This is a genomic window from Phaeobacter italicus (assembly GCF_019801785.1).
GTDB lineage: Bacteria > Pseudomonadota > Alphaproteobacteria > Rhodobacterales > Rhodobacteraceae > Phaeobacter > Phaeobacter italicus.
Genome location: NZ_JAHVIJ010000003.1, coordinates 530,429 through 539,432, shown reverse-complemented (window position 1 = coordinate 539,432; position 9,004 = coordinate 530,429). Strand labels below are relative to the sequence as shown.

Genomic DNA, 9,004 nt, shown 5'->3' with positions numbered 1-9,004 from the left:
GAATAATCGGCTGCAAACACGTCATCATGCGGCCCTCCGCAAGCTGTCAGCAAAGAAGGCAGGCGCGCCCGGATCGCTCAGCATGACCAGAATGGCGATATGCCCGGCCGGGGCTGTCACAGCCCCCCACCAGTTCAGCGCGGTCTGAAAGCTCACATCGCAAAACAGAGCGACCTCTCGCGGGGAGGCAAAGCGGGCTCTGAAGTAGGCAGACCACAGCTCGGGACCACTAACCTTTAGCGCATAGGGATCAAACTTATTCGACCAAGACTTTTGGTCGAAATCCCTGCCAGACTGCGAGCATGTCATTTCATTGTTCACAATCAAGGTCAGGCGTGGGTGGGTCATGTCACCTCCTCCATCGACCGGGTCTCTTCCTGATGAGAAACCCATGTGCTAGCAGAAACAGAACCCGCAGTGGCACGCTCGATGCGGACCGCAAGATCAAGACCTGGTTTAGATGCACCGTTGGCCAACCGAGAGATAACTCCCTGACTGACACCAACCTGTTCGGCAAAATCGGCTTGGCGGATCCGCTTTTCTTTCAAGTAACTCGAGAGCTTTGTCATGTGACGAGATATTCCTCAGCGGAATATTCATGTCAAGAATATTTATTCCTGTCGGGCTTTTGCGGAAGTTCGCGGCTGATGAGATAGTTCAGCATGACTTCGATCAAGAGACTCAGAAAGCTCAAGGGCTGGAACCAAACCACGCTTGCCGAGGCCTCGGGACTCGAGCAGTCGACTATTTCGAAGATCGAACGAGGCTGGGATGGAGCGACCATCCGGAGCCTCAGCTATATAGCCGAGGCCCTGGAGGTTCCCCTTTACCAATTATTCGTGGACGATAAAGAGCTTGCTGAGCTCAGACTTCTAGAGGTTTTTCGGACGCTCCCAGACGAACGGAAACAGGGTTGGTTGGACATGGCACGCGCTGTATTAGACCAGCATCCGCCAGCTGAAGAATAAAACAATCGAGCTGCTTGGCAGTCATAGCCTTGAGCAGCTCTTGAAACTCTTGGTCTTTCATAGATCTACCTGAAAAAATCCCACCCAGCACCCGCAAGTGCGACTTTTGCTCCAACAACGCGCCTATGACAGCAAGGTCGATGCCCCATCCTGCTAGTCTCACGCATCCGATGCGATGACAAAATATTCCTGATGGGAATTTTTATTCTTGACTGGAATATTCCCAAGGTGAATATTCAGCTCTATCAACCGATGGAGGATTGAATGCAAGACATCACGAATACTGCGCGCCAGATCGTCGGTCAGCCACAGGACCACCTTGACGATACGGCTCTTTTCACTGCCGCCTGGGCCACCCTGAAAGCCGCCCGCGGGCAGCGCTTCGACCCAGCACGCCTGCGCGCCGCGCATCTCTACGAGCGCCCTACTCCACCACCCGAGCCGCTTGATCAAACGCTCGATCGGATTGCCCGGAAAACCCGCAGCATTGCCGAAGCGAAGGGATACAGGTGCGCTGGCAAACGCGCGGCGTAGCACCACCAGAGCAACACACTCAGACACCCGAATGCGGCGCGTGATGGCTGGATTGACGCGCTGCAAGTTTCCGGTTTCGCGCCCACTCACGGACGCGGATCGCGCAGGCAGCGCAATCCTCCATCCATCCGCTGCCTGCGCACTTGGATCAGATTACATGGATATTCATAGCAAAATTGAGATCAACTTGCCACGCCGTGCCGGGATCCTCTGCAATGACCCGCGGTTCCAAAAATTTGCTGCAACTCGTTGCGGCCTACCCGGAGAGCAGTTTCATTCGACTGCTGCGGCAGAATACCTACGAACCTGCTGCGGCGTTTCCAGTCGGCGCGAACTCGAAACCGATCACCCAGCCTCTAGCAGGTTCAACATCCTGCTGACCGAGTTTGACGCCTGGCTAGGCCGAATTGGCCAACCGCGTTAAGCTACCCTAAAATCAGGAGTCCCCACCCTTGCCCCATGAAATTGACATCTACGTCGGCACGATGATCAGACAAACCCGGCGCCTTCGCGGCATGAGTCAGAAGCAGCTCGCCAATGAGATCGGAATAAAGTTTCAGCAAGTACAAAAATACGAGGCCGGTACAAATCGCGTCAGCGCCTCTCGCCTCTGGCAAATCGCGAATGCGCTGGAGGTCCCTCTGGTCAAGCTCTTTCCAGCAGTGGACGGCCCTGAAACAGTCCCGACCGAACTCGCTCCTGCAGAGACGCGACTTCTACTTGCCTATAGAGGCTGCGACAACGCTGGTCAGAACGCAATCAACCGTGTTGTCGAGGGGGTCAACGCATTGTTGCCAGCCTCAGCCGAATAACTGCTCACCTAGCCGACACGAACACGAGGCCCAAATGAACACCGCCTTCCTCCTGATGGCCCAATATGACGGGCATGCTGTCATCCCCGCCGACAAGGTCCGAGCCGACTATTTCCCCCACCTGACGCTCCTGTCATTCCTCCGAAAGATAAACGACGGAGGGATCGCACTCCCATTGGTGACAATCGAGACCAGCCAAAAAAGCGCGAAAGGCGTACATCTCCAAGACCTTGCGGACTACCTAGACGCACGTCGGGCAGCCGCGAAACGCGATTTCTTGAAGATGCACGGCTAGAGCCGAATGGATGCTCAGCGCCCAGCCCCTGCTTCGGTGTATTGCAACGGTTTACTCCAGGCAAAGCCAAAGCGCGGTCCCAGCTTATCCGAGACGTTCTTGACGAGTGCGGCCCTGGTTCTCAACAGATGAAAGAGGATCCATGGAGCAGACGTTCGGCGCAGTTCCATGGATCAGCGCAATGCCGCACTCGGGACATATGTCAACCTTGCTGCCGTTCGCTCCAGCTGCAGCCTGAGCAATACCAGATGACTGCTGTGCGCAGATAGCGCCCTTTGCAAAGTCACAGCGGTCAGCCAGGCCCGAAGACGTGACCGGCCCATAGCCGACCTTGAACCAGATCATTGGATGCGGCATCAGCAGCCCGCATTGCTGACTTTCGCCGCGATGCCGAAAATTCAGTAGTTTGAACTCACTATTTGCCGAGGCACCGGACTTTTGCTGCGCTCCGCACAGCTGCTTCTTTTTTGATCGCGGCTTGTTTAAAACTCTGCCTAGTCGCGCCGGTAGTCTGGAAGTACAGTGTTCACAACCAAAGCGTCGTCTTTCCGATCTCGACGCTTCTGCATCTCCTCCTCATGCATCGCGAGCGAGAGCAAAATCAGTGCCTCATGGGCAAGTTCGAGCATCCGCTCCGTGTTGTGCTGGAAAGCAGCAATGCTCTCGCGTTCGATACTGTCGTTGTCGAGCGCACCGAAATTTTCGCTCGTTAGCACGAGGCAGCGATGTTCAAGAGCGTTGCGAAGGGCGTTCAAATGGGTGGCCTCTGGTGCGAGTGCGTCGTCAGGTCCATTCATTGCTTCGCCGACGATGTCGAAAGACAGCCAATAGAGGCCCCTTAGCGCGAGGTTCGGGCGATCCGCGACCTTGGGATGCAGTGTGTTCCGCTTACGCGGATTTTCATACCAGACTCCGCGCAGATCGACCCGGTTTGGATTGTGCCCAAGGTCAAAATACGCATTTACGAACCCCGCAACCTTGTCCAACAGGCTGTAGGCTGTGCGGAACGCGAGGCGCAGCTTTTCAGCGCCGATCGAAAAGGCTGGATAGTCGAGCGTGTCGTAGAGACGAACGTCGTCGTCTGCGAAATGTGGCGGGCAGTCTTCCAGCGGTTCCGCTTCCATCGCCTCGTGATAGAGCAGGCGCGCACCGATGAATTCCTGCTTCATCTGGTTGTACCACCCGACCAGGGGTGGAACGGTTCCTTGCGAGAACGTGTGGCTTGGCAGGTGGAGTGGGTCGGCAGCCGCGATCGAATGAGCGCCAAGCATTACGAGAGGGTTCAGGAACAGTTGTCGGTCGAGAATGCGGAGGCGGTACGTCTTTTCATCCCCGTCTCCGAGCGGCCATCCGTCAAGGTCGGTTCGGGCGAGCACGGTATCGACATCAACGGCAGACCGTATCTCTTCTGCCTTCGCTTTGACGATATGAATGATGTTGGACGGTGCGCTGTCCCATTCAAGCTTTGGATCAACGACATGTTCAAGATCACGGCAGGCATAAGCTGCCAGAACCGCACGATGCCCGTCGTCATGGACCATGCGAGCGAAGCAGAAGCGCACGAGGCCGCGGTTCGCTAGAGCCATAGCAAACCGCGGCCTGGTGCGAAGCACGCCTGCGTAGAGGCGCAAGGCTTCGACAGGACGCCCCAACGTGTTCATCTGATTGGCCAAGTTGGTAACTGTTTGAGCAAAACGAGAGGGATCGAGTGTCGTGGCTGAGTAAGCGTCACGAGCCTTGCGAAGAAAAAGAATCTGCTTCTCTTTGTGGGGTTGGCGCCACGCCCAGTCTTGGGGATTCAGAGCAGATTGCAACCCTTCTTGGATGTTCGAGCGGAAGTAATAGAGCAAAGCGTCAGGAGGGCCTGCAGGTCCGAGGAGACCAGCGCATTCGGCGTCCAAGCTTTCGAGTGCAGCAGTATCGCCATTATCAGATGCCGCATCAATGCGCTGCGCCAGGTCATCGGTTTGCATTTCTGCTTCCGTAGGTTTCATTGCTTTTCGCCTTCCCCCTTCACGCTGTGTTTGGTCGGAATAAATCATTTTGTGACCGCTACTGTAGCGTCCTTGGCGGCATTCAGAACACCCGTTAAGGCGACGCTTGCTAACACGGGACATCTTGCTGTGTGCGGAGAAGTTTCTAAGAACCTATGAAACGAAAATCGGCCTCCGTGGTTCGTTTCAAGAAGAGTTCAGTATTGGCGAGCAGCTTGGCCATAGCTGGAGAGTATGTCGCCTCACTGACGGACGGCTGAACGATAACTACTCCAAAACTCAGCTTAGCCTTTCGCGACTTTTCAACAAAGTACGACAGCTTCTTGAGGTCACCCTTTAGTAGACGTGAAGCCCCTTGCTTAGCCCATTTTTCATGGCGCTTTCTAAGTGATGTTGCCAGCTTCGGTAACCCTTCATGTTTCACGACGATGGACTTCTGGGCCTGCCCGCAAACCTCATAGAGATTGGCGATCTGTCCCGAGACCTTTCCATCGCTGGCGTATTTGCAGTGTATCAAGGTCAGGCGGATTTCATCTTCGCTCACATCCTTTAGGCCAACAAGGTCTGCGGCTTCACCAGCGCCGTCATCGTTGAAAACCACGTCGTGCTCGGCTTCTAACACCTCAAAGCTACGATATTGCACCGTATCCTTCTTGTTGCTTTTCCCCATTGACTCCTGACCTAAGTCAACACCGTTCCAATCGACGGCCTCAAGCCGCTCGGATGGGAAATCATCAGCTTTGAGGTCGAAGGGGATGTGAAACTTGTTGTACGAATAAGTGCCGTCCACATAGCGGATCAAAAGCGGGTCAACCACCATCTGCTCTTGGAAGTCTCTTAGACGTTCTTTGCTGATCTGAAATTTAATCTCATCTCCTGCAACAGGCTCATGAAAATAGCCGTTGGTTACTTTCTCATCAATTTTGAAGCGAAACTGCGCAGCGTGGTTTTCGCTATAAACAGAGTAGAGGATCGCCCCATCATTCTCCACGCCATCGATGCGCAGATCAGCCATATACAAAGGTACAGCCACGTCACCGAAGTAGATGGAAAGATAGTTGGAGAATGAACTCTGTAGGTATTCTCCCCATTGGATGGAGATGGGGTGCTCATCATAGGGAGCTTTGAGTGTTTGCGGTCTCAAGAAGCCAACGGTGATATTGCTCCTGTCCTCACTTGTGTCTTCGAGTTTCTGGAGTGTTCGCGAACACCATTTCATCCAGTCATCAATTGATCCGCTGCTCTGCTGCCAGATTTTGCCCTTCTTTTGCGCGGCTCCCCACAGAACCTTTTCGCCGTCCTCGTATCCCATGCAAGCGATGTTGTTCAACGCAGACTCTGCCTTCTCGATACTAGCCAGTCCTTCGGTCACATTAGGGCCAAAGTAGGACGTAAAGCTGATAGCACCCAAACGAGAAGAACCGAGATTCTTCGCAAGTGGAAGCTGAACGTTGTTAAGAACCCGGAAAATTGGATCACCGGTGAGAAGCTCCGTTTCGTCTCCGCAAACCGCTTTCGCAACTGAACCAACACGCATCGCATCATAGGAACTCGAGTTCATAAAGAGCGTTTTGTTTTCCTCATCCCAGAATGCGATCAGGAGTTCATAGGAGCTTTCTTTCAAGCTTTCATAGCGCCCCCATTTTACCCGACTTTCCAGATATCCTACGACAATGAGCACATTGTCTTCTTCGCTTAGCGCGTGCCAGTACTGCCCGGAACCCTTCAGTATTTCGGCGTATGCCAGCGGGTTCCAATCCGTGCATTTTGTTTTATAGACTTGCGTTGAGAGATTGGGACTGAGGTTCCACAACGAGAGCTTTTCATGTAGCGTGCCGCTTTTCTTGAGCCCTTCTATGACCTCTTGGAGCTGCAATTCTCCCTGGATTTTGTTCTCGCTCAGTCGGCTGATCACACGATCCCAATCAGCTCCTTCAGCGTAGAGGTCACTGAGGCTTCTCTCCGCGTTTGTGTCGGCGATGTTCACCACCACAGCCGCATCACCTACGTTGTCAGCCTTTCGCGTAAAACGCCCAACAAACTGAAGTGTAACGGCCAAACTTTTGTGGTTTTCATGAATTGCCGCAACTTTCAGGTTGGGAAGATCAAATCCTTCTCCCAACATGTTTACGCACACAACTATCCTGGATGTACCTGGTTCAAGGCTCATGAGGGAATCGAGTGCATTTCGATTGATAGGACCGCGACCAGTGCCAGTGTATACGGCTACAGGATGAAACTCTGGAGCAAGTTTCTGGTATATCTGAAGTACCTCTTCAGCTCGCTCCCAGCCCGTTACTCGGGCCATCATGAAATGCTCATGACCGTGCGAGATATCCGAACGAAGAACTTCTAACGCCCGTTCAGCTATGGCGTAGTCGCGCGTTTCGGTTTCTCCAAACTCTTCCACCGTCTCGAGGCGGATTGGCTTGTAGTACCCATCCTTCTGGGCGTCGCTAAGCCGATAATTAAAGATAATCCTGCCACCAATATGCTTCCGATCTTGTCGAAATGGAGTTGCAGTAAACTGCACAACTCTCCGCCTTGCGAACTGATCTTTCACTCGCTGCCAACTTGACGCTGAGACGTGATGGGCCTCATCAACATATAGATCGCTGCAGTTCTGACACAGCTTCTCAAAAACAGCGTCACTGCAGGAAGCCAGCGTGTTTGGAAGAGTGACTATGACGTTGGTGTTTTGAAGAATTCCGTCGAGGGTATCCAGGCTTTTGATACCTTCCTTAAGTTTCAGGACGCTTGGATTGAATGCCTCTGGAACAACACATCCAATCTCCCTAAGAATTCCTAGATTTTCAAATTTCTTGGAAATCTGGTTCCTCAGCGCATCGGAAGGCACAAGTACGAGAAGTTTAGGAATTCTCCGATACACCAGAGAAGCCAGCATTGTTTCGGTTTTTCCTGTACCAGTCGGGAGAACAACCGTTGCGGCCTCAAACTCCCCTCCAACTGCAAAGTGCGCGGAGATTGCGTGAAGAGATCCAATCTGAGGGCGACGAAGACCAGCAGCATTCAGTTCTGGGGCAAACTCGTTGAAACTGAAGTCACCTGCCCACGAGGCGCAAATTTCATCTGGAGCAAACGTATGCTGCTCTAACACTCCAGTGTTTTCGAGTCGTAGATCATCTAAAACCCGCAACTTATGCCAGTCTTCGATGCCGCCTGTTGCAAGAACCAACTCTTCTTGCTCAATCCTCTTCACTCCTTTCGGGCGAAGCAGCATCGTGTTGAAAGGTGGTTTACAGTTGGTAACGATCCGTTTGTAGCTGCTTTGCGGGATATCAAAAATCTCCGCCTTGGCTTGAAAACTCTCAAAGAGAGTATGGCGAAGGGTCGAAGCGCCATACTTCTTTGTCTTCGGAGATAGCGCTGGGACACGGATCGTCCCGCGCCATAGGGGAAACAAACTCATTCAATTTCCTTAATATGTGCACTCTTAAGTATAATCAGTCAATCACTTCTTCGCCACAAAATTGCACTCCCGAAACGTCTTCATCAAGCCAGGTCCGGAACCTCCAAATCCAACTTCCGCTTCCCTTGATTGAACGGTTTTGTGCTGTTCTGCAGCAAATGGCCGCTTTCCGCCTGAAAATGGGCAGGGCCGCCAGATGTAGCTGCAGAACGAATGTCGCATTTGGGCTGGAGCCTTCTTCAAAAGGGTGCAGAATTCTCATTTTCACCCATCACAGGCGCAACCTGGGCCCTTACGGCATGTCTTGCTGCGACTGATACAAGAGTTTCCGCAAGCTTTCCCCTTACGACAGGTTTTGCAGCAAGCGGCATTCCAAATTGTCCCTTCAGTATTGAGACCAAGCGCACGAAGGCGTTCCCAAGCCGACGCCGTGTAGGCGGCCGGGATGGTACGTACTTGTTGACTTGGCACGCTGTGGTTTAGATCAGCCGCGGCATTTAGACCGCCACCAGCCACCACTGCGAAAATTACAAATATGCAGAGAAATGTGCGCATGGTTCCCCCAAGAATGAATCACCTAAAAATTGCATGTATCCTGCAACTATCAACTGAGCTACATCAAGGTGGAACGGGAACTGCAGAAAAACTTCTCGGCTGCCCTCACCCGAGTTCGACGCTACGGAGAGGATGACAGCTTCAAACAACGAAGTGTACAGCGAACCAATTGCAAAGTCCCGGGATCTGACGAGAGGACTTGAAGGGCTATGCCGCAGTCGCACAGTGGAAAGCCGCCCTTCTCCGCAAGAGCAGCCTCAAATCCCGGTCGAACGGCCCAGACCTGAGACTGAACTTCCACTCCAGATACCGGCGTCGATGGCTGCTGCCAGCCCGAAGCGGACCTACGCTCAGGTGGTCACGTCTAGGAGCCGCGCCTACAGGAAGGGCGGGACGCGGAAGTTCGCTGCACGTTA

General features: G+C 53.2%; 8 protein-coding genes. 3 read left to right on the top strand and 5 right to left on the bottom strand.

Annotated elements, in window-relative coordinates:
- Positions 1-24: 24 nt before the first annotated feature.
- Both KUV39_RS10170 and KUV39_RS10165 read right to left on the bottom strand, forming a co-directional pair.
- Positions 25-348 carry a hypothetical protein gene (locus tag KUV39_RS10170; protein ID WP_037302255.1) on the bottom strand — a complete coding sequence of 108 codons (324 nt, stop codon included), beginning with the start codon at positions 346-348 and terminating at the stop codon, positions 25-27.
- Positions 345-569 (bottom strand): helix-turn-helix transcriptional regulator, encoded by a 225-nt coding sequence (locus KUV39_RS10165; RefSeq protein WP_008563076.1) that lies wholly within the window; start codon positions 567-569, stop codon positions 345-347. The genes KUV39_RS10170 and KUV39_RS10165 overlap by 4 nt, the downstream gene beginning before the upstream one ends.
- Before the next feature lie 93 nt (positions 570-662).
- Here KUV39_RS10165 and KUV39_RS18795 point away from each other — a divergent pair, with 93 nt between their 5' ends.
- A complete protein-coding gene (locus KUV39_RS18795; protein ID WP_050673170.1) occupies positions 663-968 on the top strand; it encodes a helix-turn-helix domain-containing protein in 306 nt (101 codons plus the stop codon).
- A 159-nt stretch (positions 969-1,127) separates the two neighbouring features.
- Here KUV39_RS18795 and KUV39_RS10155 read toward each other — a convergent pair whose 3' ends face one another.
- The gene (locus KUV39_RS10155; protein ID WP_222459696.1) at positions 1,128-1,592 is read right to left on the bottom strand and encodes a hypothetical protein; all 465 of its coding nucleotides are present in this window, start codon (positions 1,590-1,592) and stop codon (positions 1,128-1,130) included.
- Positions 1,593-1,954: 362 nt separating this feature from the next.
- On the opposite strand from KUV39_RS10155, the gene KUV39_RS10150 reads away from it, so the two are divergent.
- Both KUV39_RS10150 and KUV39_RS10145 read left to right on the top strand, forming a co-directional pair.
- Entirely contained in the window at positions 1,955-2,314 is a 360-nt protein-coding gene (locus KUV39_RS10150; RefSeq protein WP_222459695.1) for a helix-turn-helix domain-containing protein, read from the top strand.
- A gap of 34 nt (positions 2,315-2,348) precedes the next feature.
- Positions 2,349-2,609 carry a pyocin activator PrtN family protein gene (locus KUV39_RS10145; RefSeq protein WP_272877475.1) on the top strand — a complete coding sequence of 87 codons (261 nt, stop codon included), beginning with the start codon at positions 2,349-2,351 and terminating at the stop codon, positions 2,607-2,609.
- Between the two features lie 494 nt (positions 2,610-3,103).
- Here the strand turns inward: KUV39_RS10145 and KUV39_RS10140 are convergent, their stop codons facing one another.
- Both KUV39_RS10140 and KUV39_RS10135 read right to left on the bottom strand, forming a co-directional pair.
- Complete coding sequence (locus KUV39_RS10140) at positions 3,104-4,603, bottom strand: LA2681 family HEPN domain-containing protein (RefSeq protein ID WP_222459694.1); 1,500 nt, start codon at positions 4,601-4,603, stop codon at positions 3,104-3,106.
- A 145-nt stretch (positions 4,604-4,748) separates the two neighbouring features.
- Positions 4,749-8,033 (bottom strand): DEAD/DEAH box helicase, encoded by a 3,285-nt coding sequence (locus KUV39_RS10135; RefSeq protein ID WP_222459693.1) that lies wholly within the window; start codon positions 8,031-8,033, stop codon positions 4,749-4,751.
- Positions 8,034-9,004 lie beyond the last annotated feature (971 nt).